Here is a 23032-nt window from a genome sequence, read left to right as displayed (position 1 = left end):
TGTGGATCTGCTGCCTCATCGCGAGCTCAATCCCGCCAGTCCCTCGAGCATGCTGGTCGCACCGAAGTCGGGTCCAAAATCCTGGATGGTGCCGGTGGCACATCCGAGTTGCCGCATCCCCATCAGATTGCACAACTCTTTGGTGGCCTGGCCGTTGAGCTCGACCTTGTCCAGCACCGGGTGCGCCCTGATGGCGTGCTTGTTGGTGTCGATCATGTTGTAGACGTTGTCCAACAGCAGAGGGATCAGATCGAGTACCTCGGCCATCTCCCGCCGGTAGTCGGCGATTGCCCGGGTAACCGTCTCGGTATTGGCTGCGGTCGACTTCAAGGTATCTCGATTAGCGTCCAGCAGATCCGCTGTGCCCGAAAGGATCTGGTTGATCTGGGCGCCGGTGGATCCACTGCCGAGTCGCTCGTCCGCGAGTACGTCGCTGAGTTGATGTACCGCCGACCCGACTTCGCGGATCGTCTGGTCATTGTCTGCGGCGGCCTTCGTCAACCTGTCGAGGCTCGTGACGATAGTTGTGATCGCATCCCGGGTCGGCGCCCCGCGCTCCTGGCTCACCTTCAACGCTTGGGACAACTCGCCCAGCGCCGAACGGATCTTGGGGCCGTTTCCGCCCGTCATCGCCGCACTGACATCGAGCAGATCGGCGACGGGCCCCGACCCTCGGCCGTCGCCCTGCAGTTTGACGGCCAGCTTGTCGACCATCGCCAGCACCCGGTCGAACTCGACCGGTGTGCGCGTGCGAGCCAGACTGAGGATGTCATGGTCCGCCAAGGTCGGCCCGCCCTTGTAGACCGGGGTGAACTCTACATGGCGGTCGGTGAGGATGGACGTCGACACAGTCACCGCCTGTGCGTTGGCCGGGATCTTGACCCCGCCGTCGACGTGCATCGTGACTTCGACGTATTGCCCTTTGGCCAGGATCTTTTCGACCTTGCCGACCGGCATGCCCAGAATGGACACGGCGTTGCCTTCGTAGAGCCCGCTGGCACTGTCGAACTGCGCCACGATGGTCATCCCGCGATCCAACGCGACGAAAGCGCCACTCGCGCAGCCGCAGGCGCCGAGCACCATCGCGATGATGACGACCAGTTTGATGATCGGTAGCCGCGTCATTGACAGTCCTGGAAATAGTTCGGCAGCTTGTACTGCTTGGCCCGCCCACTGATGGCGCACATCCAGGAGTCGATGAGCGTGCCCCCAGTCGAGGTGAAGTCGAACTCGTTGCCGTTGCCGGTGGCATTGGTGAAATTCCGCAGTGGAACCGGCATGAGCTGCAACGTGTTCCGCAGCAGGGCGTCGTTCTTGCCGACCGACGACAGCATTCCGTTCAGGTTGGCCAGCAGTTCGTCGATCTGGTGCCGGTTTCCGACGAGAACGGGCTGCAGCTGATGCACGAGCTTGGTGGTAGCACCGATCAGCCGAACGATAAGTTCCTTGCGCGCAGCCAGATCTCCCAGCACGTCGTGGCCCTGGGCCAGCAGCAGACCCAGGCTGTGCTGCTGGTTGCCGAGCAGGTCGGAGACCTGCTGGGTGCTGCGGAGCAGTTCCCCGATTTCGTCGCGACGCGACGCGATCACCGATGACAGGTGCTGGATGTTCTCCAGCGCCTGAGGCAAAATTCGGGGTGCACCCTGCAGCTGCTCGGACAACGTCGTCATCGACTGGGCGATCTTTTCTGCGTCGACCGCTTCGAAAGTTGTGGTGGCGTCCTGCAGGGCCTTCTGCAGATCGTAGGGAACCTCGGTGTTGGACAGCGGGATTCGTCCCGCCACGAGATCACCCGCAGCCCCCGGCTGCATATCGACGTAGCGCGCCCCGAGCAGGGTGGTGAGCTTGATGGCCGCTCGGGTGCTCTTTCCCAGGTGCAGCCCCTTATCGATCTCCATGGTGACCGCCACGTGGTCACCGTCGAGTCGAAGCCCCTTGACGGTGCCGACCCGGACGCCTGCCACGGTCACCTGATCACCCGTGCTGAGACCGGCCGCCTGGGCGAAGTCGGCGACATAACTGCGCTGCCCGAGCCCGAGCTGGCCCAGGCCGATTGCGGCACCCAGAACTACCGCGATTACCAGCACCGTGATCACCCCCAGGCGCAGCTTGCGCTGCTCGCCCGTCGGCCTGATCAATAGTCGCGCGATCTTGTACATCGCACACTCACCGACACTTCGCACTGTGTTGAGCGACTCCGCCGGGTGTGGCCACCCCGACGATTTTGGCTATCAGACTGTCGATTCGGGGAAACTCGCTGATCGTCAGGTCGCACGCATACACATCGAGATAGGTCCCACTCTGACTGAACCTAGCCAAGCCCTTGAGCAGCAGCGGGACGTTGAAACCCATATAGGCGAATCCTTGTTTATCCTGCATGAAGTGCTTGGCAAATCCCGGGTCGCGATCGAGCCACTCCTGCAGATCGGGCTGTACGTCGCCGATGACATTGGCGAGCCGACTCCCCACTATCGAGGCCTGGTCCAGCGAATTGACGAATTCCTCACGGCGCACGCCGAACTCGTTGAACATCGACTTGGCCGAGGTGATGGTGCTCTCCAGGTCAGTGCGCCGTTGCGCCAACGAACCCAACACCGAATTCAGGTTCTTCAGTACCCCATCGAGTATCTGATCGGTACCCGAATAGGCATTGGCAAGCGTGGTGGTTTCGGAGATCAACGTGGTGACAGCGCCGGAATCACCCTGCATCGCACGCACGATCGCAGTGGTGAGATTGTCCACCTGCTTGGGATTCAGCAGCGCGAACAACGGCTCGAAACCGTTGAGTAGCTTCGAGATGTCGAAGGATGGCTCCGTACGCATGGCCGGAATGACGGCACCAGCAGAAAGCACACGCGGGTCGCTGAACTGGCCCAGCGACAATCCCACATAGCGCTGGCCGATAATGTTCTGGTAGTCGATGGATGCTTTGGTGTTCCCATACAGCACCTGATTGGACTCGACACGGAAGTCAACCCGGGCCAGGCTGCCGTCCAAGGCCACGTGATCGACCCGGCCGACTTTGACTCCCGCCATACGAACCTCGTCACCGACCTTGAGGCCCGACACATCGGTGAAGAGGGCGGCGTACGACTTGGTCGGAGCGTCGACCTTGCGCTGTAGCGTCACGAAAACGGTCCAGATCAGCGCGAAACAGATGACGAGGAAACCACAGAGACCGATCAGCGGACGACGATAGGACCTCATGGGTGCGCTCCCGCGGCCGGTCCGGGGTTGGGCGCCGTGGCTTCGGCCGGCAAGGGCGCCCCCGGTGGAGGTGCCGGTTGTGTCGGAGCGTCTGGGTCGGAGAAAACCTGTACGGTGTCGCCCCGCGCGATCGGCCCGAGCAACAGCTCTGACGCCGGATTGGTTCCGGGGCCCAGGATTTCACTCAACTGTGCGAGCTCCTCGGGGCTACCCACCGAACCCACGTTGCCTCCGACACCTCCGGCCAGTTGTGGCGCGACGGGGTAATTGCGTGGATCCAGCGTTCGCGGCAGCGCGGGGGGGTCTGCGGTCAAGGGTGCGGTCTGGCAACTGGGCCCCTCCATTTGGCCGTATCGCGGACAGTCCTGCCGGGTGTACATCCGGTTCGGGGTGAAGACCAAAAGGAACTTGCCCGCCGCGGAGTTGCGGTCAGCCCTCCACACTTCGCTGAAGAATTTGTTGACGACATCGTTGATGCGGGTCACCATGGGCGCGAATTCACCACCGCCGTCGGCGATCACACCAACTACCGGAGACAGTTGCGTGGTAATCACGATCAACCGATCGGTATTGTTCTCGAACGCCTCGCCCATCGTTCCGAAGGTGGTTTGGCCTGCGGACAAGAAGTTCGTCAGTGATTGGCGCTTTTCGGCAACGGTGCGCATCGGCACGACCGCGTGATGGAGCGCTTCGAGCAGATCCGGCGCGGTGGACTGCAGCCCGTGCAACGACGACGACAGCACGTGCAACGACGATTCGGTGCCGTCGTCGGCCATCACGGTGTTGAGCTGGTTGACGATGCGGTTCGCCCCGGCGCCCGCGCGGGAGAGCGCGTCACCGCGTCCCCTGGTCGCCTCGGCAACCGCTGCGAGAACTCCCACAGTGTCATCGGATCCGGGCCGACCGGCCGCTCCGAGCACCTCGCGCAGTTTGGTCAGCGCGGTCTGGAACTGGACGGTGGCCAGGCTCTCGTCCTGGACGATGTGCGAGCCGGGCCGCAAGCCCGCAGCCGGTCCGTTGTCGACCAACTGGATCGACGAGACCGCGAACACGTTGCTGGGCACTACGCGCGCAGTCACCGTGGCGGGGATGGCTTTGGCGAAGTGCGGGTTGATCCTCAAGGAGATCTCGTTGGCACGACCGTCGAGCGCCGGTGTCACCGTATCAACGGTTCCTACCAACGCACCGCGGAACTTGACGTCGGAGCCGCTGGGAAGCCCATCACCGACATTGCTCAGCATTGCGATTACCCTGACGCTGTCGGAGAACGTTCCTTGCGATTTGGCGATCGCCGCGGCGGCCAGCAACCCGGTCGCGATCAGTAATGCGGCACCGCGCACCAGCAGCCGGCCCGGCGAGATGGCCTTCGAGGCCGATTCGAGCGGTTGGACCATCGTCAACCCCCCAGCCTGGCAACAGATCCGATGCCCCAAAGGCCGATGGTGAGAAATAGATTGGCGATGATCATCACCGAGATGCTGGCCCGCATGGCACGACCCGCCGCGATGCCCACACCCTGTGGTCCGCCGGCCGCAAAGTAGCCGTAGTAACACTGGATCGTCGTGGTGATGATAACGAAAACAATCGCCTTAAAGACCGAGTACGCGATGTCAGAACCGGTCAGCACCAGCCGGAAATAATGGGTGAAGGAACCAGCCGAAAGGCCGCCCGCGACCGTGACGACGGTTTGCACCGCGGTGTAATTGATCACCAGGCACAGGATGTAGAGCGGGATGATCGCAATCGCCGAGGCCAACAGCCGCGTGGTAACCAAGTAGGGAATCGGCCGGATGGCAAGTGATTCCATCGCATCGACCTCTTCGGAGATGCGCATCGATCCCAGTTGCGCGGTGAACCGGCAGCCCGCCTGCGCAGCGAACGCCAGTGCGGCCATGATCGGCGCGAGCTCTCGGGTGGAGACCGTCGAAGACAGCAGCCCCGCGGCGGGTTCCATGCCCAGCAGGTGTAACGCCTGGTAGCCCTCGATGCCGACGATCGCGCCCGCGGTGCCGCCCAGCACGATGATCACCCACGCTGTGCCACCACCGACGACGATGGAGCCGTTCCCCCACGTGACGTCGGACAGGATGGTCAGAAACGCTTTGCGGTAACGCGTCAGTACCACCGGCACCATCGACACGGCGTAAACAAAAAAGGTCAGCATGTGACCCAGGCGGATACCGACGCCGGCGAAGGCGGTCGCGGCGGTCACCACTGGCCGGACACCCCGCGGGTAGTACGGCGCCGCCATTACAGCGCTGCCTTGGGAAACAACAGGACATACATCTCGGTGAAAACCACGTTGGTGATCATCAACAGCAGAATCGATGCCACTACGGTGGCATTGACCGAGTTCGCTACACCCGCCGGCCCACCCTTGGTGGTTAATCCTTTGTCGCAGGCCACGATCGCCACGATCGCCCCGAACACCACGGATTTGATCACGGTCAGGATGAGGTCTCCCACCGTCGCGAATGACGCAAACGTCGCGACGAAGCTGCCGGCGGCCCCATTCTGCACAAATGTGTTGAACAGATATCCGGCGAGAAAACCGATGAAACACACCAGGCCGGTGAGGGCCAAGCCCACCACCATCGCGGCGGCCAGGCGCGGCACCACAAGTCGGCGCACCGCCGAGATGCCCAGCACTTCAAGGGCATCGACCTCTTCGCGGATGGTGCGCGATCCGAGATCGGCGCAGATCGCAGAGCCCACGGCCGAAGCCATCAACAGGGCGGCGACCAGCGGTGCACCCTGCCGAATGACCGCGAGCCCACTGGCCGCGCCGGCCAGCGACGTCGCCCCCACCTGGCCCGCGAGCAGAGCGAATTGGATCTGCAGCGTCACCCCGATGGGGATTGCCACACACATGGTCGGCAGCATCGCGGTCGCGGCCATAAAGGCCCCTTGCTGCACGAACTCACCGAACGGGAACCGCCCCGTGGCGATGTCGGCAACCAGGTACCGCAGCGCGTTGACACCCAGGATGCACTGGCTTCCCACCGTTTCCAATGCGGCGATGGGGTGTCGGTCGACGTAGCCTCGGGTCCACTCACCGATCTCGCCAAGCGGCGACGGAGGCGGCGGGCTCCCGATAGAGCCGACGTTGCCGCCCACCACAGAGTCCGTTACCGCCATTGCGGTCGATCGCCCCCGGCTCCGCGTAGAGAGCCGAATCTCCGGGAAAAATTGTCGTTGGTTTGCTGCTCCTCGCGGTACCGGTTCGCAACGGTTTTGAGCAGGGCGATGCGCTCCTCGTGACGGCGCAACAGATTCGGATCCGAGCGGGTCTCGCGGCGTAGTCGATCCAGCTCTGCGGTCTCGGCGGACAACTCTTCGGAGAGCCGCGCCGCAACCTCGCCGAACGTCAGCAGGTCGTAGTCGTCGGATTCCGGCCGCTGCACGTCGGATTCGCAGTTACCTTGTCCGGACTCTGCGAAGGTCATCGCCGGTCGCCAAAATGCAGCAATTCGCGTGCGTTGAGTTCAACGATCCGATGAACATCGTCGTCGCCTACCTCGACCAGGTTCTCGGCAATCCGTTTGCGGCTGTTGGGCCAGTTCGAGTCCGAGTGCGGATAGTCGACTTCGATGAGAATTCTGTCGATGCCGATGGCCTCGCGGGAACTCACTCCGTGCACGTCGTCGATGAAGCAGCCCCAGATGTGCTTGCGAAATAAATCCGACGGGCGGTCTGTGCGGCTGATGTTCTGATACCACCGGTGCCGCTCCCAGGTGTAATCCAAACGCTCCAGCAGGTACGGGATCCACCCGATTCCGCCCTCGGACAACATGAATTTCAGATTGGGATGTCTCTGCAGCATCCCGGAGAACACCAGATCCGCGGTGCTCCACATGAGATTCGTCGAGAAGGTGGCGATCGCCACCGCGAACGGAGCGCTGTCCTGAGGGGATGGATTTGCGAACGAGAAACCTGGGACGTAGCCGCCGGATCCGAAGTGTAGGCATAGGGGAATGTCCCCGGCTTCCAACGCATCCCACAGCGGTTCCCAGTGCGTCGGATGGTGGAAGGACGGCAGGCCGAGCGGCACAGGACTGTCCGGGAAGGACACCGCCCTGGTACCGATCTGCGCTAGCCGCTCGACTTCGCTCGCGGCCAGTTGTGGATCCCAGGTGGGCAGAATTCCCAACGGAATCAACCGGTCTGGCGCCGAGGCGCACCACTCGTCGACCTGAAAGTCATTCCAGGCCCGTACACAGGCCAGAGCCAATTCCTTGTCCTTGGCGCGCTGGAATACCCCGCCACCGAAACCCGGGAATGACGGGAAGGACAGTGCGGCGTGCACACCGTCGATGTCCATGTCCTTGACCCGCTCGACCGGGTCGTAGCACCCGGGGATCATGTGGTCGTAGCGCACCGGCTCCATTCCATATTCCGAGGGTGGCTTGCCGGCGACGGCGTTAAGTCCTATCTGCGGATAAAGCTGCCCTTCATAGCGCCAAACGTGATGGCCCTCAGCAGTTTCGATGATTTTCGGGCCCTGCTCGCGATGGGCTTCGGATAGCCGGTCCTGCCACACCAGCGGATGTTCGATCACGTGGTCGTCAACCGAGATAATCTTCATCCAGTCCTGCAACGGCATTGTGTCTCCTTTGGTTTGGAAGCGGGTCAGCGAGGCAAGCCCAGCGCACGCTCGGCGATCACATTCCGCAGCACCTCGTTGGTCCCGCCGGCGATGGTGAATGCGCGGGCGTACATGAAGGCGTCCTGCCACCACCCGTCGTCGTGAACGTGCGCATCGCCCTGGATCCGCACCCCATCGTGCCCTTGCAGTTGAACGCCGAATTCATGAAGTGCAAGGTTGATTTCGCTGAACAGGATCTTCGACACGGGCGCGTCGGCCGCATCACCGGTGCCGTGCAGCGCCCGGCTCTCACCGAAGGCGGATACCAGCGAGTTCACGTGGACATCGGCTACGAAACCGCCGATCGTCTGGCGGACATCCTCGTGGTCAATAGCGGGGCGGCCGTCGCGTGTCACCGATCCGGCCAGCTTCGCGAGACGGTCGAGCGCGCCAAACAGCGACGCCCCGCTTCCCGCGCTGGACCGCTCGCGCGCCAGGCTGGCAGTAGTCACCGCCCAGCCCTGGTTGATTTCGCCGATCACCCGATCGGCGGGTATCCGCACCGCATCGAGAAACACCTCGTTGAAATCGGCGGTGCCCGTGATCTCGCGCAGCGGCCGCACCGAGACACCCGGCGTGGTCATATCCAAGGCGAACGCGGTGATACCTGCGTGTTTGGGGGCGTCGGGATCGGTTCTGGCTAACAGGTATCCCCAGTCTGCATGTTGACCGTTGGTGGTCCACACCTTCTGCCCGTCGACCACGAAGTGATCACCGTCACGGCGAGCCCGGGTCCGCAGGCCGGCCAGGTCGCTGCCTGCATCGGGCTCGCTGAACAACTGACACCAAATATGTTCCCCCGAACGGATCCGCTGCAGAAAGTAGTCTTTCTGCGCCGTACTGCCGGACGCGATGATCGCGGCGGCGGCCAGCAACCCGCCGCCGACCGGACCCGGCGCACCGACGCGGATCAGTTCGTCGGTGACCACCGACTCGTGCAAGGGGTGCGGGTCGGCGAGTCCGCCGTATTCGACCGGCCAGTGCACACCCAACAGGTGTCGCGCAAACAATATTTCAGTCCACTGCCGTAGAGCTGGCACGTCATGCGCGTCGGGTGCGCGAACGCCGGAGCGCTCATGACGTGGCGGCGCGTACTGTGCTGCCAACGTCCGGACGCGCTCCCGCAATGCGTCGAGTTCGGCATCTTGCGCGAGCTGCACGGTGTCCTCCCCCAGTTCACGACCAATAGTCCATTCAACTTAATCAGTATCCTGTATCTTCGGAGTCAGTTTTTCAATCCCCCCGCCCCGATTGCCCATCTCACCCGAGGAGCAGCCCGTGGATTTCGAGCTCACCGACGAGCAACGAGGGCTCGTCGACTCCACCCGTTCACTGCTTGCGACGAAGTTCCCGGTTTCTCGGGCGAGGGAGCTCATCGACGGCGAACGCGGATTCGACGCCGAACTGTGGCGGCACGGCGCCGAACTCGGCTGGCCGGCGCTGGCCATCGCCGAAAGTGACGGGGGACTGGGTCAGCAGGCCATCGATCTGGCACTGGTTGCGACCGAACTTGGCCGTGGCCTGGCCTGCACCCCTTTCATCCCCACGGTGGTCGCCGCGGACGCACTTGGGCGAGCGAGCTACGAACACGCACCAAAACTGCTACATGCGTTAGCCGAGGGATCCCTGATTGCGACTTGGGCTTTTGCCGAGTTCGGCCAGCCGTGGTCGGTCGACGCCAACAGCACTCAGGCACGTCGGCATGCCGACGGGTATCTGCTGCATGGGGCTAAGGTATCGGCGCAGGACGCCGATACGGCGGAAATCCTTCTCGTCGATGCCATCCTCGATGATTCGCCCGCTCGATTCACGGTGCCGACGTGCGCGCCGGGCGTGGAGATCCGACGGCAGCGGACCCTCGATGTCACGCGCAGCTACTGCGACGTCACGTTCGAGGAGGTCCCAGTCGCCGCGTCCGCCCTGGTGTTATCTGGCGACGCCGCACGCCATTCAATCGCCCGCACGATGCAGCTCAATACCGTACTGATGTGTGCCGAGCTTGTCGGGATCGGGCAGCGACTGCTGGCGATGACCATCGACTACGTAAAGGATCGGATCCAGTTCGGCCGGCCCGTGGGTCAGTTTCAGGCCGTCAAACACAAGTGTGCCGACATGAGAATGTGGGTCCAGGCCAGCACCGCGGCGACGTACCACGCCGCCATGGCACTCGATAGCGAGCATCCGAGCGCCGATCGGTCGGTCAGCAGCGCCAAGGCCTATGTTTCCGACGCCGTCAACCGGGTGGCCGGCAATGCCCTTCAGCTACACGGCGGCATCGGCTTCACCTGGGAACACGATTTACATCTGTATCTACGCCGGGCTCGGGTCAACTCGATGCTGTGCGGGGATGCGCGCCATCACCGAGAAGTGTTGTGCCAGTTGGTGGAGACAGCGTAGAAGCACGGGACTTTGATACCCACTGACAAGTGTCAAATCGTGTTGCCGCCCATAGCGGACGTTCCCGCAAGCTCGTCGAGAACCATCGCGGGCGGGCGGTGCGCTGGCAACGAGTGAGTGAAGGGGAGCGCCGCGTTGTCAATCGGCCTGTTAACGGTAGACAATCTTCGCTGCTACTGCGAGTCCAGCAGCCGATGAGTCACGGCTCAACTTGGATTCGAGGTCGCACGTTGCCGTTCGCTTCCGACCGAAACCGCAAGCCCGCAGCCGACTGGCGCCGCCTGTTGGGCTGAACTACGTAGGAAGATCGCTGACTCCCACATACTTCTCGATCAGTTCGCGCTTGTATAGCTTGCCGGCATCGGTCCTCGGCAATTGCGTCTCGAAATACAGCGACCGCGGACACTTGTAGTGCGCCATGCGATTTCGGAGCCATGCGATCAGTTCGTGGGCGAGCCCGTCGGACGCCTGAGTAGGATCGGCCAGTTGCACGACGGCCGTGACCGACTGGCCCATCACCGGATCGGGCACACCGAACACCGCCGCGTCAACCACTAGTGGGTGACTGATGAGAGCGTTTTCGGTCTCCTGCGGGTAGATGTTCACTCCGCCGGAGATGATCATGTGATTTCGGCGATCGGTGAGGTAAAGATAACCCTTTTCGTCAAGGTAGCCTACGTCGCCAACGGTGACCCAGCCTTCAGGACTTCGCCCCGCAGCCGTTCTTGCCGGGTCATTGAGGTACTCGAACGGATATCCGCCCTCGTAGTAGATTTCGCCGATTTGTCTCGGTCCAAGCTCGGTGCCCTCGTCATCGACGATGTGCGGTGTACCCAGCATCGGTTTGCCCACTGACCCTGGATGGGCAAGCCACTCATCGGCTCGAATGAACGAGATGCCCGCGCCTTCGGATGACCCGTAGTATTCGTCGACGATCGGCCCCCACCACTCGATCATCTGGCGTTTGATCTCCGGCGGACACGCAGCGGCGGCGTGGACGACGCGTCGCAGGCTCGACAGGTCGTAACGCATCCGGATCTCTTCGGGCAGCCGCAGCATCCGCACGAACATCGTCGGCACGAACTGGGCGTGCGTAACACCATGACGCTCTATGCAGTCGAGAGCCTCTTCGGCATCGAACTTCTCCATGAGAACCGTTGTCGCGCCGGTGGCTTGCGCTGCCATCGTCCACATGGCCGGCGCCGTGTGGTAGGTCGGGGCGGGGCTTAGGTAGACCGAGTCCTGGGTAACCCCGAGCGCCTCGAAGACTGGCGTCGATAGATTCGAAAGAGCGGAGCCGCGTGGCTTCAACGACCGCTTGATTCCCTTTGGGCGACCGGTGCTGCCGGCGGAGTACTGCAACAGCTGACCGTCGCGTTCGTCGGCGACCGGTGTCGAAGGCTCGGTCGCCACGCATTCGGGATAGCCCTGCCAGCCGCCGAGACCGTCGTCGGCAATCAGCGCGACGGGTGGTAGCCCGCCCGGAAGGTGTTTGGGCAGTTGACCGCAGACGTCTCGCATGGCCCGTGAGGAGATGATGGCCGTCGCCCCGCTGTCTGACAGTATGTAGGCGATCTCGGGGGGGCTCAGATGTGTGTTGACCAGCGTGTAGTACAGGCCGCTCCGCTTTGCCGCCCACATCGCGGCGTGAACGTGTTCGTTGTTCTCCATGAGCACTGCGACCGTGCCCCCGGCCCCCATGCCCGACCGTCGCAAAAAGTGGGCGAGCCTGTTGGCGCTGGCTTCCAGCTCCGCGAAGCTCACGACGGTGCCGGAAGGATGAAGGATCACAGCTGGTTTCGTCGAGCCTGCGTGGTCGCGCAGCTGCACAGGGGATCCTCGGCCGTGAACGGAACTGTGGATCACCGGGTCACGTCGTCGAATGTTTTTAGATAAGGCGAGATTTGCGGATTGGCTCTCCATCATGCGGTTGACCCCGCCCAAGGTTGATCCCAACGATCGACCGACGCCACCTCATTGAGTGGTTTGCGCCGCACCGGGTGGTGCCCGCCTTTGGGCCAGCCGACCGTAACCAGGGTCGCGATTTTCCAGTCGTCAGGAATTCCGACCATGGACCGCAGCTCGTCCTCGCAGGACCCGTGCCACAGGGTGATCGCCGCGCCCAGGCCTTGCGCACGCGCCGCAAGCAGAAAGTTCTGGACGGCGGGAAAGATCGACCCACCTTGCTGCAGTTCGGTGGTTCCCCGCTGCGGCTGGACACAGAACAGCACCAGCACAGGTGCCCCGCCACCGACGCTCATGTGCTCAGCCATCGTTCGCACAACTCGCGACTTGGGGTCGTCAGCCTCGTTCTCGGGCATCGAAAGCCGATAGAACTCGGTCATAACCTCCCATGTCTTGTGGGCTGCGGCTGTGATCACGTCACGCACACTGCTCGACCTCAGTACGACGAACTTCCACGGCTGCTGGTTGCCGCCAGACGGAGCCCAACTCGCCGCGCGCAGACAGGTGTCGATGGCCTCGTCCGACACAGGTCTGTCGCGATAGCGCCGCACCGCTGTTGCGGTGCGCATGACTTCCCACAGGTCGGCCGACGTCTGCGGGACCGCTTGCCCGTTCACGACTTCGCCGTCGCGGGTAGCACGCCCTGCCATGTTCCGCCGCGCATCGGACCCGTGACCAGAGGCAGATCGAGGGTGGACAGCAAACCAGTGGGGGCGGCCATCACGGCGGGGATGGCGTTGAGTTCGCGCATGACGGTCGCGTAGGTCAGTCCGCGCATGTTGTTCCCGCGGCCGTGCATCTCGATGTCGACGGTGTAGGTGGGCAGGCCGTCGACGATGACCCGGTATCCGCCGTGCGGGGAGGGATGCCGCGGCCAGTCCGGTGCGGAACCGGCGCCCATGCGGGTGACGTGTTCGAGCGTAACGCGTTCCTCGCCACCCACCATGCCGGCGAGCTTGAAACGCATTCCTCCCATGGTCCCCGGCTCGATCCAGCCCGACGCGACCTCGTATCGCTCTGTGGCCAACCACTTCTCGATAGATGTGTCGACGCGGTCGAGCGGGAGACCGACGCCGTCGGCGACCAGGTGGACGGTGGGCGCCCACAATGCGGCCAGGCGCTCTGGGTCGAAGAGCGGTGCCGGATGGTCGGGTGGATGTCCGAAGCCCATGAAATCGAACATGATGTCGGGTTGATTGATCGGGCCGTAGTCGAGAATCTCGAGCATGGTGATGCTGTCGACTCGACTACTGAAGCCTGTCATAGTCAGCGCGATCACGTCGTTCGCCCAGCCGGGGTCGACACCACTGTTGAAGAAGCTGGTGCCGCCCTCCATGCACGCCGCTTCGAGCAGTTCAACGGTCTCCTTGTCGGCCGCCGGTGGGTAGCACATGGGTACCAGCGAGGTGCACACCACATGCTTGCCCGCGCGCAGGCAGCGCGCGATGTCCTGGGCCGCATCGTGATAGCGATAGTCACCCGATGCGAAATACGCCACCACGTCCGCGTCAATCGACAGCGCCGCACAGATGTCGCGCGTGGCTATGACGCCCGTCGCAGGCATTCCGCACAGCTCCCCCGCATCCTGGCCGTCCTTGGCCTCGGCGTGCACTACGACGCCGGCAAGCTCGAGGCCTGGGTGCGCGATGAGGGCGCGCAACGCACCGATACCGACCTGGCCAGGACCCCACAGAATTACTCGCGGTCTCCGTTGACCTTCCGCCATCTGCACCCTTCCCGCCGTCATCGACCCCATCTGTGAGAACATCACTTCTCATATATTGATAACACCATTACCGAATGCAGACGAGAGAAGGGGCCAACGGTGAGCGAATACGAATTCTTGAAGTGGGAGACCTTCGACGACGGCATGATCATTCGGATCTCACTGAACCGCCCCGACCAGCGCAATGCCCAGAACCGCGGCATGCTGGTCGAACTCGATGACGCGTTTGCCCGCGCGGAGGCGGACGATACGGTCCGTGTCGTCATCCTCGCCGGCGAGGGCCCGATGTTCTCGTCCGGGCATGATATCGGCTCCAAACAGGCCCGCGCGGAGTTCAGCCCGGGCCCGGGCCAGCATCCGACGGTGACGATCCATGGCGGAACCCGCGACGGCGCGGAGAGAACCATGCTGCAGGAGTGGCACTACTTCTTCCAGAACAACCTGCGATGGCGCAACCTGCGCAAGATCACCATCGCCCAGGTGCACGGCGACGTCTTCTCGGCGGGGCTCATGCTGATCTGGGCGTGTGACCTCATCGTGGGTAGCGAGGAGGTGCGCTTCGCCGACGTGGTGGGCACCCGGTTGGGCATGTGCGGGATGGAATACTTCGGCCACCCATGGGAGTTCGGGCCGCGACGCACAAAAGAGCTCATGCTCACCGGTGACGCGATCGATATCGAAGAGGCCTACCGGATCGGGATGGTCAGCAAGATTTTCAAGCGCGACGAACTTGCCGGGCGCACCCTCGAGATGGCAAGGCGCATCGCAAAGGTCCCGACAATGGCGGCCCTGCTGATCAAGGAGTCGGTGAACCAATCCGTCGACAACATGGGCTTCTACAACTCGCTGCAATCGTGTTTCGCGCTCCACCAACTGAACCATTCCCACTGGGCGCAGATCCGTGAGGACAAGCTTCCCACCGCGGGTGAGGAGCAGGGGGTACCCAACTGGCGCAGCGCTCCCCCGGTGGCCCTGGCTGTCAAAGATCAGGTCCGGTCCGACGCGTGACCGGTGCCACTTCGTCAGCCCAGCCTGCGCCACAACCCATGGAGGTGACTATCCCCGGTCACCTCTTTGCCCAGCTACCGTTCTACGACGTCGTCGATACCGACCAGTCGGTCATCGTTGACCTGCAGAACCGACCGGACCTGGTGAACATTCGGGGCGCGCTGCAAGGTGGGCTGGTCGCCACGCTCATCGATGTGGCCGGCGGACGACTTGCGATCAAGTACGCGGGCGAGGGTAGCGGTGCGGGCACCGCCGACATGACCATCCATTTCCTGGCGCCGATCGTCGAGGGTCCGGCGCGCGCCACAGCCACGCTGGTCCGCGCCGGAAAGCGGATGATTGTTGTCGCCGTTGACGTTTCCGACGTCGGTCGAAACCGCCCTGCGGCACGAGCGACGCTCAGCTTCGCGATCCTGCCGCCGCGCGACCCCGTTCAGCCGGCGGCGGCACCGTAACGGGCGTCGGCCACGCGGTCCAACGCGACGGCAGGCTCGCCGAACACCATCGCCCAGCCACGCACCCGGCGGTAGTACAGCTGGATGTCGCCCTCCATACCGAACCCATATCCACCCTGAACGTGCAGGCTGCGCCGCGTTGCATCGCGCGCCGTCTCATAGGCGAATGCGAAGGCCATCGCAGCCAGTTCTCGAACGCGAGGCGGCTCATCGGCAAACGCGCAGGCCGCCTTGAACCCGAGCAACCGCGATCCGTCGGCGGCGGTGGCGCTGTCGGCCAGCGGGTGAGACACCGCCTGGAAGGTGCCGATCGCCGATCCGAAAGCGCGGCGTTGCTTGGCGTACTCGACACCGATTTCTACGGCCTTCTTGGCCGCGCCGGCCAACGCGACCGCGGTCAGCGCAAGCCATAGGTCAAGAGCGTCGGAGAACAGGTCGCGCGCCCTCGCCCCGTCGGCGAGCACAACGGGCTCTTTGTCAATGATGATGTCCGCCAGTGGCATTGACCCAAGGTTCCCCACCGCTACGCGGTTTTCCTCGACAGGCACCACCAGCAGCCGTCGCTCTGACATAGCGATCACATGATCGGCTACGGCCCCGCCGGGCACCATCCCCAGCTTGTTACCGCGTCCGGCGCGTGGCGCGAACGTAACCAGTTGCTCACCCGCGAGAACAGCACCTAACAGCTCGGCGCCCGATTCGCCGCACTCGGCCAGCAGTCGCGCGGCAACCTGTGCTTCGATGACCGGTGCCGACGCAATTGCGCGGCCGAACTGTTCGGCGATCAGCGCGAGTTCCAATTCGGATGCACCCCATCCGCCGGCAGCCTCGCCGACGGCCATCTGCACCGCCCCTGTCTCCTGCAGCGCCCTCCAGAGTCGGAGATCGAAGCCCGACGGTTCCGCGGCCCGGATTCGCTCGGTGGTCGACTCACGCGCAAACAGCGCGGCGAACGAATCCGCCAACTGTTTCTGTTCGCCCGTTAGGCTCAGGTCCACGATCATCGTCCAATCAAGCGCGGATATGGTTACTCTCAAAATTGAGATTAGCATTCCCGACCGTGCCGCCCTGGGCTGTATGCGACGACAGATTGGCAGACACACATGCACTTTCAGCTCGATGCAGATACCGTGACCTACCGCGACGGGATCCGCGCCCACCTCCATGATGTGCTGACTCCCGAATTCGAGGAACGCGTCTACCGTGGCGGCGTCGCCCACGACGACGGCTTCGCGAAAAGCCTGGTCGACAAGGGCTATTTCGCGCCGGCCTGGCCCGTCGAATTCGGGGGGCAGAACCGGGACGCATGGGATGACCAGGTCGTCAAAGAGGAGCTCATGCGTTTCGACGCGCCGGTGTACCTCTCCGAGACCACCAGAATGGTGGCGTCGATCATCCGCGAGGTCGGCACCCCGGCTCTGAAGGAACGCATCCTGGCCGGCGCGATCAGTGGGGAGATCACCATTGCCCTCGGCTTCACCGAACCCGAATGTGGATCGGACGTCGCGGCGGCCGCCACCAGGGCCGTGCGCGACGGCGACGAATGGGTGATCAATGGCTCCAAGATGTTCACCACCAACGGTCACATCGCCGACTTCGTGTTCCTGCTTGCGCGCACCAACCCGGACAAACCAAAACACAAGGGCCTGACAATGTTCCTGGTTCCGTGCGACTCCGATGGCTTTGCCGCGCAAGCCGTGTGGACCCTGTCCGGCGAACGCACCAACATAACCTTCTACAGCGATGTCCGGATTGGCGACGAGTGGCGGATTGGCGAAGTCGATGGCGGCTGGCAGGTGCTCGGCCTGTCGCTGCTTGACGAGCACGCATCCGGTTGGGGCCCGCATCTGATTCGACTGCTCGACCATGCCGAGCGTTGGGCCACCACAAGCCAACCCGACGATGGCTCACCACCAATCCTGCAAACCGATGTCCGGCGCCGGCTCGCCCGTGTGGCGATGGAGGCCGAAGTCTCGATGCTGTTGCAGCGACGGTGCGTGTGGATGCTCAAACAGGGCGACATGCCCGTGGCCGAGGGGCCGATGTCCAAGGTGTTCAGCACCGAGGCACTCGAACGCGCCAGCCAGGATGTGGTCGAACTCGTTGGCGCGGACGCCTTACGCAGCTACCTCGAGCCGTCCGCTCCCGAACGCGGGCGGTTTGACCACTCACTGCGATTCTCGCTGGGCACCACGATCTACGCGGGTACCAGCGAGGTCCAGCGCACCATCATCGCGCAGCGGGGGCTCGGCCTACCCCGTTAGTTTCTTGACCCTGCGCGCCGATGTCGCACGCGGTGTCGCCTTACGCGCGGGCCTGGCCTTGGCGTCGGAGGCGGGCGGCGTGACGGCCTGTTTGCACCAAGCCCACAACTGGTCCTCGGTCAGCTTCGACCCCTTGCCGCCCAGGTGGAAAACCCCAATCTGAGCGATCGCGGTGAGCGTGGTGTTCAGCAACGTGGTCAGCTGCGCGGGGGTCAGGTCTGTGCGTACCAGTCCGGCCCGAGCGCACGCGGTGATGATCTTGGTCAGCAGCTTCAGATGAGGCTCCCACACCTTTGCGAAGTCGTCCGGCCGCTCGATCTCGAGGCTCAGGTTGTAGATCGTCATAATCCGGCCGCCGACCGCTTCCGATGACTCAGCGCGGGACAGAACGCCCCGGCAGAAGGCCTCGAGTTGCTCCATCGGCCCGTCGGCCGCGGCGACATCTTGCCGGATGTCCTCGGTGAACTGACTCGTGACGTTCTCGTAGAGCGCCAACATGAGTTCTTCTTTACCGGCGAAGTGTTGGTAGAAGGCCCGCAGGCTCAGATTGGACCTGTCGATGAGCGTTTGGATCGTGAAGTCGGCTTTACCGGACTCCTCTACCAATTCGAGCGCGGTGGCCAGAAAGCGCGAACTGCGGGCGAGCGCACGCGCTCTGGCGGTGCTCAGCCGCCGCTCGATCGTGCGTTGCTGCCATGTGCCGGGCAGCTCGACCTCGGTATCGACCAATTCCAAGCCGGGTTCGGAGTTGGGACCGGCGGGCTTCTTCGTAGGCATAATGCGGCAAGGATACGCGTACGGCGCGGAAAATGCGTGATCTACCTACACGTGCATGTTGATTATCGCTGAACGTAAGCGCGTATTCCCGGGCTTTCCCCCCTCGCCCACCAACCACCGCCAACGGAGAGATCGGAGTCAAGGAAGGTCCCCGGAAACATTGGTGCGATCCCATACGGTACCGTGGAAACGGTCATTCTCATTCCGGATCAGTGTGCCGCAGATCGAAGCCGCAGACCGTTGTCGAAGGAGTGCAGCCTTGAGCGCAGATATCCTAATCGTCTCGCCGGACGACCATCTGGTGGAGCCGGCCGACTTGTGGACCAGCCGGCTGCCCGAGCGCTATCGCGACATCGGCCCGCGGATTATTCGCACCCGCGGGCGCATGGATCCCACCGTCACATCCGATGTCGCGTTCATCGAAGACGACGAGGGCCGCGACGCGGACATCTGGCACTACGAGGACGCGGTTATCCCGATCCCGCTCATCAGCGCGGCGGCCGGATATGAGCTCGACGAACTCACCACCGACCCGATCACCTACGACGAGATGCGCCCGGGCTGCTTCCGTCCGGCGGATCGGCTCGCCGACATGGATATTGCCGGCATCGAAGCTTCGGCGTGCTTCCCGAATACGCTCGTCCGCTTTTGCGGCCAGCGATTCCTGTATGGCAAGGACAAGGAGCTCGCCAAGCTCTGCGTGGAGGCGTACAACGACTTCCAGATCGACGAATGGGGTGGTAGCTCCAACGGCCGGCTGATCCCGCTTGGCATCATCCCCCTCTGGGACGTCGAACTCGCCGCGAAAGAGGTCGAAAGGGTGGCCGCTCGTGGGATGCGCGCAGTGTGCTTCTCCGAGCTGCCTTCTCGTCTCGACCTGCCGTCCATTCACAGCGGCTATTGGGACCCGTTCTTCGCGGCATGCGAGCGAAACCAGGTAGGGATCATGCTGCACATCGGATCGAGTTCGTCGCTCACCAAGTCCTCCCCCGACTCTCCGCACGTCGTGACGAGCGCACTGATGGCGGTCAATTGCACCATCGCCCTGGTCGATTGGCTGTTCTCCGGCAAGCTCATGCAGTTCCCCAACCTCAAGATCGCGTTCGCCGAGGCGCAAGCGGGCTGGATCCCCTACTACCTGCAACGCGTCGACGAGGTTTGGGAGGACAGGCGCGCATGGGGCGGCATCCACCCGCTCCTGACGGCGCCGCCGAGCAGCCAGGTGCCAGGTCGAGTGTGGTTCTCGACGTTCGGCGATCCCGTCGCGTTCCGCATCCTGGATCTGGTCGGTGAAGACCAGCTCATGTTCGAAACCGACTACCCGCATAACGACACGAACTGGCCGCACAGCACGGAGGTCGCCAACAAGGCGACGGAGGGTCTGGACGAGGCGACCAAGCGAAAGGTGCTGTCCACGAACGCGAAGACCTTCTTTGGGATGGTGTAGCGCGCCGGCCTATACGCTAACGCGCCTGCCAATGCGGCTTGCGCTTCTCGAGGAAGGCACGCGGCCCCTCGATGGCGTCCCTCGTCAGGGCAACCTTCATCCGGTAATTCTCGGCGAGCAGTTCGGCCTCGTAAATGGGCATCGTCAGTCCCTTGCGCACGGCCATCCGTGAACCCCGCACCGCCAGCGGCGCATTCGAGTTCACTACGTCGGCGGTCTCCCAGGCTCGCGTCATGAGGGCATCATGGGCGACCACTTCGGTGAAGACGCCCAAATCGTAAGCGCGCTGTGCGTCGAGTTGTTCGTGCTTGCCCATCAAGATCAGCCGCATCGCCACGGGTAGCGGCAGGATCCGGGCCAACCTGACCCCTTCACGCCCGGATGTCACGCCGATGCTGACATGCGGATCCATCAACGTCGCGCGCTCGGACGCGATGGTGATGTCCGCAGTGGTAACGAGGTCCATTCCCGCGCCACAGGCGATGCCGTTCACCGCGCAGATGATCGGTTTGGTCATTTGGAGCCATGGCGGCGTCGCCTCCTGTGGTGCATCCCACTGCCGCATCGAGCTGAGGATGGGCTCGCCCTGGTTATCGATCCCCGCCGCATTCTCCATGTCGTGGTCGGCGGCCTTGTTGACATCCGCTCCGACGCACAACGCACGGCCGGCACCGGTAATAATCACCGTCCAGATATCCTGCGAGCGTTCAATTTCCGCGTAAGCTACGCCTAGCTCCGCGATCATCTCGTCATTGATGGCGTTGAGCACCTCGGGGCGGTTGAGGGTCACACAGGCCGTATGCCCCCTGACCTCGACCTCGATCGTGTCGTAGTGTGTCACCTGGCCAGGGCCCTTCTCTCAATTTTTTTGTGGAGTAACATTTTTCACTCGGCAGTTGCGGCGACTCGGGCGGCGGGGTGAATGCCCAAGATGTCGTGGAACCGTTCGCAGTACCGAGGCCAGACATCCGGATTCAGCAAGCGTGGCGGCTTACGGCCATCGAAGATGGTCTGCCATTGCGTCGCGGTCGCCACAGCGATGTCGCGCGCTGCTTCCACGGTGATGCCCGCGGTGTGCGGTGTTGCGACGACGTTGTCGAGTTGCAGCAGCGGGTTGTCCTGGCGGGGCGGCTCCTCGTGGAACACATCGAGGCCCGCTCCGGCGAGCCGACCGCTGACGAGCGCATCGAGCAGTGCTGCCTCGTCATGGACCGGCCCGCGCGCCGTGGTGATGAAAAAGGCGGTCGGCTTCATCGCGGCGAATTGCGCTTTGCCGATGAGCCCGTGGGTCTCGCTGGTGAGGGGGCAGGTCACCTGTACGAAGTCCGAGCTCTCGACCAACTCGGCGAGCGTCACCTGCCGCACGCCGCGTGCCCTCGCGGTCGCTTCGTCGAGGTACGGATCGAAGACCAGCACCTCCATGCCGAATGGCGCGCACAACTCGACGAGGCGCCCGCCTATGGCACCGAGCCCGATGACCCCGAGCGTCTTGCCGAGCAGCTGACTTCCGCGCAAGGCCAGCCGATCGCCGAGCGGACCGCTGCGCAGCGCCCGGTCTGAGACGGTGATCTTCTTGGCGAGGTCGAGCATGAATCCCAGGGCGTGCTCTGCTACTGCCTCCGCGCCTGGACCCGAGTTGTTGCACACCGCGATTCCCGCACGGGTGCACGCATCGACGTCGATGACGTCATACCCGGCGCCCGCCGAACAAACTGCAAGCAGGAGCGGGCAGCGCGCGATCAACGCCTCCCCGGCCAGCCACTGTGCGCCATCGGCGACGGACGCGACGTCGGTACGGGTGGCGACTTGATAGCCGTGTGCGGATCCCAGTGCCGCCCAACCTCGTTCGGCAGGCGCGCTCAGATCGAGTTGGACGACGTCGATGCCGGACAGTTCGAGGATGTGGCCTGCGGCCGGGTCAGTCCACCGTTCGACGACCAACCGCGGTCGCGGCACGTCGATCATCGGCGTTGTGCGCCTTTCCCGCCGGCGGTCACGGCCTCGCCTTCGGTTTGGCCTGGGCCGCCTTGAACATGTCCGCCAGCGCGGTGTCGACGTTGCGGTAGTCGTTGCGCGCGATCGCGCCGTCGCGCCCGGGAACCACGTCGTATCCCAACCGCAGGTCCTTGTTCTCCATGTGGAAATACTCACGGCCGATTGGCAGACGACGATCTTGGCGCGGTACCTCCATCCAGGCTCGCAGGAAGCAGCGGGCCTTCTTGGGGTCGTTGCTGCTGACGAAATCGGATCGGGAGTGGCACATGGCGAAGTTGTTGGCCACGGCGGCCTCCCCCGATTCCAAGCGGAATTCGACCTGTTGGTCGACGAGTATGTTGCGGAGCAACTCGACGGCCTCTTCTTGCTTCGGGGTGAATTCGCGGCCAAGGGTCTTCATGGCCGGCAGGATGCTGCTGTAGGTGAAGTTGATGCAGATCCGCCCGTCGATCTGGGAGAAGATCGGGACGTCATAGGGCGTCACATCGGGCTGATCATCGGGCTGCTCGCTGCGTCGGTGATGCGGAAAGCCTTGGTAAAGAACGTCGAGCAGATCCGGACGTTCGGCCAGGATCCGATTGTGCGCCGCGGGTCCGCTCGCGAATTGACTCTCCCCGCCCTGGGCCGCCGGGTACACGCACAGCAGCGACAAGATGTCGGCGGCGTCGTTGTGCATGGCCAGCTCGGCGCGAGACTTCGTGCCGCGAGCGGGTTGCACTCCGCCGGGCAAGATCTCTTCCTGCACGCGCACCATGCGGTGGCCGAAGGAGTTGTTCGACACCAGATAGCCGAGATGCGTGCAGAATGCCCAGTAGATGCGTTCGAGGTCTTCAATCGAATGCTGCTCGACCGGAAAGCCACGCACGCAAGCCAGTCCCTTGCCGAACATCAGATCCTGGTAGAGCCGTGCCAGGTCGTCGTCGAGGTCTGGGTGCCGAGCGTCGTCTGGCGTGATGTCGTCCCGGTCCTTCTTCGCGGTCTTGGCCAGGATCGATTCCAGCGCAGCCACATTGCGGGCGGATAGATCGAAGGCGAAGTCTTCCTTACTCGTGAAGTCCGCGCCGGTCCACGCCATTGGGTCGGTGACGCGTTCGGTGTAGATGGCTGTCGGCATCCGGTCCTCCTGTTGGGTTGGCGTCGCTTCGG

Annotated in this window: 22 protein-coding genes; 5 read left to right on the top strand and 17 right to left on the bottom strand. The window is 63.4% G+C overall.

The window, feature by feature from the left end; all coding sequences use genetic code 11:
- Positions 1–15 precede the first annotated feature (15 nt).
- From A5688_RS15900 to A5688_RS15860, 9 genes are read right to left on the bottom strand one after another with little or no spacing between them, the layout of a single operon-like run.
- Positions 16–1125, bottom strand: coding sequence for an MCE family protein (locus tag A5688_RS15900; protein ID WP_067908398.1), 1110 nt, complete (start codon positions 1123–1125; stop codon positions 16–18).
- Positions 1122–2159, bottom strand: coding sequence for an MCE family protein (locus A5688_RS15895; protein ID WP_067908400.1), 1038 nt, complete (start codon positions 2157–2159; stop codon positions 1122–1124). The genes A5688_RS15900 and A5688_RS15895 overlap by 4 nt, the downstream gene beginning before the upstream one ends.
- A gap of 7 nt (positions 2160–2166) precedes the next feature.
- The gene (locus tag A5688_RS15890; RefSeq protein WP_067908403.1) at positions 2167–3207 is read right to left on the bottom strand and encodes an MlaD family protein; all 1041 of its coding nucleotides are present in this window, start codon (positions 3205–3207) and stop codon (positions 2167–2169) included.
- Positions 3204–4601: an MlaD family protein gene (locus A5688_RS15885; protein WP_067908406.1), complete on the bottom strand. Its 1398-nt coding sequence runs from the start codon at positions 4599–4601 to the stop codon at positions 3204–3206. The genes A5688_RS15890 and A5688_RS15885 overlap by 4 nt, the downstream gene beginning before the upstream one ends.
- A 2-nt stretch (positions 4602–4603) precedes the next feature.
- Positions 4604–5458: an ABC transporter permease gene (locus A5688_RS15880; RefSeq protein WP_067908408.1), complete on the bottom strand. Its 855-nt coding sequence runs from the start codon at positions 5456–5458 to the stop codon at positions 4604–4606.
- Positions 5458–6345: an MlaE family ABC transporter permease gene (locus A5688_RS15875; RefSeq protein WP_067908411.1), complete on the bottom strand. Its 888-nt coding sequence runs from the start codon at positions 6343–6345 to the stop codon at positions 5458–5460. The genes A5688_RS15880 and A5688_RS15875 overlap by 1 nt, the downstream gene beginning before the upstream one ends.
- Positions 6336–6653 (bottom strand): hypothetical protein, encoded by a 318-nt coding sequence (locus A5688_RS15870; protein ID WP_067908414.1) that lies wholly within the window; start codon positions 6651–6653, stop codon positions 6336–6338. The genes A5688_RS15875 and A5688_RS15870 overlap by 10 nt, the downstream gene beginning before the upstream one ends.
- Entirely contained in the window at positions 6650–7810 is a 1161-nt protein-coding gene (locus A5688_RS15865) for an amidohydrolase family protein (protein WP_067908417.1), read from the bottom strand. The genes A5688_RS15870 and A5688_RS15865 overlap by 4 nt, the downstream gene beginning before the upstream one ends.
- 26 nt (positions 7811–7836) lie before the next feature.
- Positions 7837–9012 carry an acyl-CoA dehydrogenase family protein gene (locus A5688_RS15860; RefSeq protein ID WP_067908420.1) on the bottom strand — a complete coding sequence of 392 codons (1176 nt, stop codon included), beginning with the start codon at positions 9010–9012 and terminating at the stop codon, positions 7837–7839.
- 118 nt (positions 9013–9130) lie between these two features.
- Between A5688_RS15860 and A5688_RS15855 the strand changes: the two genes are divergently transcribed.
- Positions 9131–10249: an acyl-CoA dehydrogenase family protein gene (locus A5688_RS15855; RefSeq protein WP_067908422.1), complete on the top strand. Its 1119-nt coding sequence runs from the start codon at positions 9131–9133 to the stop codon at positions 10247–10249.
- Positions 10250–10543: 294 nt separating this feature from the next.
- Here the strand turns inward: A5688_RS15855 and fadD4 are convergent, their stop codons facing one another.
- The 3 genes from fadD4 to A5688_RS15840 all read right to left on the bottom strand — a co-directional run bounded on the left by fadD4 (position 10544) and on the right by A5688_RS15840 (position 13940).
- Complete coding sequence (gene fadD4, locus A5688_RS15850; protein ID WP_067908427.1) at positions 10544–12079, bottom strand: fatty-acid--CoA ligase FadD4; 1536 nt, start codon at positions 12077–12079, stop codon at positions 10544–10546.
- 92 nt (positions 12080–12171) lie between these two features.
- Positions 12172–12783 carry a nitroreductase family protein gene (locus A5688_RS15845; protein ID WP_067908606.1) on the bottom strand — a complete coding sequence of 204 codons (612 nt, stop codon included), beginning with the start codon at positions 12781–12783 and terminating at the stop codon, positions 12172–12174.
- Between the two features lie 44 nt (positions 12784–12827).
- Complete coding sequence (locus A5688_RS15840; protein ID WP_067908603.1) at positions 12828–13940, bottom strand: NAD(P)H-dependent amine dehydrogenase family protein; 1113 nt, start codon at positions 13938–13940, stop codon at positions 12828–12830.
- A gap of 99 nt (positions 13941–14039) precedes the next feature.
- On the opposite strand from A5688_RS15840, the gene A5688_RS15835 reads away from it, so the two are divergent.
- Together A5688_RS15835 and A5688_RS15830 are read left to right on the top strand one after the other, a co-directional pair.
- Positions 14040–14948 carry an enoyl-CoA hydratase gene (locus A5688_RS15835; protein ID WP_067830156.1) on the top strand — a complete coding sequence of 303 codons (909 nt, stop codon included), beginning with the start codon at positions 14040–14042 and terminating at the stop codon, positions 14946–14948.
- A 38-nt stretch (positions 14949–14986) separates the two neighbouring features.
- Positions 14987–15403, top strand: a complete 417-nt coding sequence (locus A5688_RS15830; protein WP_067908431.1) for a PaaI family thioesterase — start codon at positions 14987–14989, stop codon at positions 15401–15403.
- Here A5688_RS15830 and A5688_RS15825 read toward each other — a convergent pair.
- Positions 15382–16401, bottom strand: a complete 1020-nt coding sequence (locus A5688_RS15825) for an acyl-CoA dehydrogenase family protein (RefSeq protein ID WP_067908609.1) — start codon at positions 16399–16401, stop codon at positions 15382–15384. The two genes, A5688_RS15830 and A5688_RS15825, sit on opposite strands and share 22 nt — an antisense overlap.
- A gap of 105 nt (positions 16402–16506) precedes the next feature.
- Between A5688_RS15825 and A5688_RS15820 the strand changes: the two genes are divergently transcribed.
- The gene (locus A5688_RS15820; protein WP_067908433.1) at positions 16507–17667 is read left to right on the top strand and encodes an acyl-CoA dehydrogenase family protein; all 1161 of its coding nucleotides are present in this window, start codon (positions 16507–16509) and stop codon (positions 17665–17667) included.
- On the opposite strand, the gene A5688_RS15815 is transcribed toward A5688_RS15820, so the two are convergent.
- A complete protein-coding gene (locus A5688_RS15815; protein WP_067830144.1) occupies positions 17656–18444 on the bottom strand; it encodes a TetR/AcrR family transcriptional regulator in 789 nt (262 codons plus the stop codon). The two genes, A5688_RS15820 and A5688_RS15815, sit on opposite strands and share 12 nt — an antisense overlap.
- Before the next feature lie 259 nt (positions 18445–18703).
- On the opposite strand from A5688_RS15815, the gene A5688_RS15810 reads away from it, so the two are divergent.
- Positions 18704–19891 (top strand): amidohydrolase family protein, encoded by a 1188-nt coding sequence (locus tag A5688_RS15810; RefSeq protein ID WP_067830141.1) that lies wholly within the window; start codon positions 18704–18706, stop codon positions 19889–19891.
- Between the two features lie 16 nt (positions 19892–19907).
- Here A5688_RS15810 and A5688_RS15805 read toward each other — a convergent pair whose 3' ends face one another.
- The 3 genes from A5688_RS15805 to A5688_RS15795 are packed head-to-tail and all read right to left on the bottom strand — an operon-like array spanning position 19908 to position 23000.
- Complete coding sequence (locus A5688_RS15805) at positions 19908–20732, bottom strand: enoyl-CoA hydratase/isomerase family protein (RefSeq protein WP_067830138.1); 825 nt, start codon at positions 20730–20732, stop codon at positions 19908–19910.
- A gap of 44 nt (positions 20733–20776) precedes the next feature.
- Complete coding sequence (locus A5688_RS15800; protein WP_067908436.1) at positions 20777–21856, bottom strand: hydroxyacid dehydrogenase; 1080 nt, start codon at positions 21854–21856, stop codon at positions 20777–20779.
- Between the two features lie 28 nt (positions 21857–21884).
- Positions 21885–23000, bottom strand: coding sequence for a TauD/TfdA family dioxygenase (locus tag A5688_RS15795; RefSeq protein WP_067830132.1), 1116 nt, complete (start codon positions 22998–23000; stop codon positions 21885–21887).
- Positions 23001–23032 lie beyond the last annotated feature (32 nt).

The organism is Mycobacterium mantenii, from assembly GCF_001667865.1.
Taxonomy (GTDB): Bacteria; Actinomycetota; Actinomycetes; order Mycobacteriales; family Mycobacteriaceae; genus Mycobacterium; species Mycobacterium mantenii_A.
Note: the sequence above shows the minus strand (reverse complement) of the source record. Positions and strands in the feature narration are given on the sequence as shown.

Coding starts and splice junctions, on each gene's coding strand:
- A5688_RS15885 (WP_067908406.1), bottom strand. CDS start 4,601: ATGGTCCAACCGCTCGAATCGGCCTCGAAGGCCATCTCGCCGGGCCGG.
- A5688_RS15890 (WP_067908403.1), bottom strand. CDS start 3,207: ATGAGGTCCTATCGTCGTCCGCTGATCGGTCTCTGTGGTTTCCTCGTC.
- A5688_RS15900 (WP_067908398.1), bottom strand. CDS start 1,125: ATGACGCGGCTACCGATCATCAAACTGGTCGTCATCATCGCGATGGTG.
- A5688_RS15895 (WP_067908400.1), bottom strand. CDS start 2,159: ATGTACAAGATCGCGCGACTATTGATCAGGCCGACGGGCGAGCAGCGC.
- A5688_RS15865 (WP_067908417.1), bottom strand. CDS start 7,810: ATGCCGTTGCAGGACTGGATGAAGATTATCTCGGTTGACGACCACGTG.
- A5688_RS15820 (WP_067908433.1), top strand. CDS start 16,507: ATGCACTTTCAGCTCGATGCAGATACCGTGACCTACCGCGACGGGATC.
- A5688_RS15795 (WP_067830132.1), bottom strand. CDS start 23,000: ATGCCGACAGCCATCTACACCGAACGCGTCACCGACCCAATGGCGTGG.
- A5688_RS15830 (WP_067908431.1), top strand. CDS start 14,987: ATGGAGGTGACTATCCCCGGTCACCTCTTTGCCCAGCTACCGTTCTAC.
- A5688_RS15815 (WP_067830144.1), bottom strand. CDS start 18,444: ATGCCTACGAAGAAGCCCGCCGGTCCCAACTCCGAACCCGGCTTGGAA.
- A5688_RS15800 (WP_067908436.1), bottom strand. CDS start 21,856: ATGATCGACGTGCCGCGACCGCGGTTGGTCGTCGAACGGTGGACTGAC.
- A5688_RS15840 (WP_067908603.1), bottom strand. CDS start 13,940: ATGGCGGAAGGTCAACGGAGACCGCGAGTAATTCTGTGGGGTCCTGGC.
- A5688_RS15875 (WP_067908411.1), bottom strand. CDS start 6,345: ATGGCGGTAACGGACTCTGTGGTGGGCGGCAACGTCGGCTCTATCGGG.
- A5688_RS15845 (WP_067908606.1), bottom strand. CDS start 12,783: ATGCGCACCGCAACAGCGGTGCGGCGCTATCGCGACAGACCTGTGTCG.
- A5688_RS15880 (WP_067908408.1), bottom strand. CDS start 5,458: ATGGCGGCGCCGTACTACCCGCGGGGTGTCCGGCCAGTGGTGACCGCC.
- A5688_RS15870 (WP_067908414.1), bottom strand. CDS start 6,653: ATGACCTTCGCAGAGTCCGGACAAGGTAACTGCGAATCCGACGTGCAG.